The organism is Burkholderia sp. Ax-1720 (genome assembly GCF_011753035.1).
GTDB classification, from domain to species: domain Bacteria; phylum Pseudomonadota; class Gammaproteobacteria; order Burkholderiales; family Burkholderiaceae; genus Burkholderia; species Burkholderia gladioli.
This window is the reverse complement of the sequence record NZ_VWWK01000423.1, coordinates 1-1,359: the sequence shown is the minus strand read 5'-3', so window position 1 is coordinate 1,359 and position 1,359 is coordinate 1. Positions and strand designations below refer to the sequence as shown.

Below are 1,359 nucleotides of genomic sequence, written 5' to 3'. Positions count from 1 at the left end.
CGCCGAGGCCGGCCAGGCGGCCGGCGCGGCCCGAGCCCCGCGCGCCCGGCCGGGCGGCGCGTCGCGCGAGCACGGTAGCCATCAGTGCTCGCCGAACAGGGCGTTGAAGCGCTTGAGCACCTCGGCGCGCGAGGTCTTGTTGCTGCCGTCGTCGATCGGCAGCAGCTTGAGATCCTTCAGGCCGGGGCGGGGCGACTTCACGTCGTCGCGTGCCGGGATCAGGTAGGCGGCCGCCACGATCTGCTGGCCCTCGTCGGACAGCACGTAGTCGACGAAGGCGCGCGCGTCGGCCGGTGCCTTCGAGGTCTTGAAGATCATCATCGGGCGCGGCGCGATCACCGTGCCGCTGCTCGGGAAGATCACCTTGACCGATTCGCCGGTGGCGGCCGCGCCGTAGGCGACATAGTCCACCGCGCCGAATACCGCCGACTTCGCGCCCTGCAGCACCGGGTTGATGGCCTGCGCGTTCGGGCCGAGCACCACCATGCCGTTGCGGTGCAGGCTGTCGAACAGGCTCCAGGCCGCTTCGCCGAGGCGGTCCTGCAGGCCCAGCAGCAGGTCGAGCGAGGCGCCCGAGAGCGCCGGGTTCGGCGTGCTCACCTGGTCGCGATAGGCGGGCGCGGCGAGGTCCTTCCAGTCGTGCGGCTCGGGCTTGCCGGTGCGCGTGTTCCAGACGATGCCGAGCGCCGAGATGCCCTGCGCCACGTAGTTCGGCGTCTTGAACATCGGCGGCACGTGGGCGGCGTTCGGGCTGGTGTAGGGCGCCAGCCAGCCGCGCTGGTCGAGATCCTGGGCGGTATCCCAGGAGGCCGAGATCAGCACGTCGGCGTGCGGATTGCTGGCTTCGGCCTCGACGCGGGCCATCAGTTTGCCGGTGGTGGCCTGGAACAGGTCGACCTTGATGCCGGTCTTGCGCTCGAAGCCTTGCGCGAGTTTCTTGCTGAGATTGCCGGGGCCGGCGGTATAGACGGTGAGAGCGTGCACGGATTGGGAAAGCCCGAAGGCCAGCGTAAGGGTAAGGACGGTCTTGGAAATGGTGGTGAGCATACTACCGGCTCCATGAATTTTGGGTGACCCGCGCCACGCGCCCCTGCGCCAGCTCGACGATGCGGTGGGCCAGCGTGTCGGCCTCGGCGCGATCGTGCGTGACGTAGACGGCGGTGGTGCCGAGCTGGGCCAGCAGCTCGCGGATCTCGAGGGCGAGCGAGGCGCGCAGTTGCGGGTCGAGGTTGGACAGCGGTTCGTCGAACAGCAGCACGCGCGGGCGCGCCACGATCGCGCGCGCGAGCGCGACGCGCTGCTGCTGGCCGCCCGACAGCGCGGAGGGGCGGCGCGCGCCGAACCCGCCGAGGCCGACGC

The 1,359-nt window shown here is 70.7% G+C and carries 2 protein-coding genes; both read right to left on the bottom strand.

Annotation, left to right across the window (positions count from 1 at the left end):
* Positions 1 to 81: 81 nt before the first annotated feature.
* Entirely contained in the window at positions 82 to 1,047 is a 966-nt protein-coding gene (locus F3J18_RS37380) for an ABC transporter substrate-binding protein (protein ID WP_186013410.1), read from the bottom strand.
* A 1-nt stretch (position 1,048) separates the two neighbouring features.
* The coding region (locus tag F3J18_RS37375) for an ATP-binding cassette domain-containing protein (RefSeq protein ID WP_166917187.1) at positions 1,049 to 1,359 on the bottom strand (311 nt) is incomplete at its 5' end.

What these genes read in the sequence shown, in the direction of transcription:
- F3J18_RS37380 (WP_186013410.1), bottom strand. Translation starts at nt 1,047, where the DNA reads ATGCTCACCACCATTTCCAAGACCGTCCTTACCCTTACGCTGGCCTTC.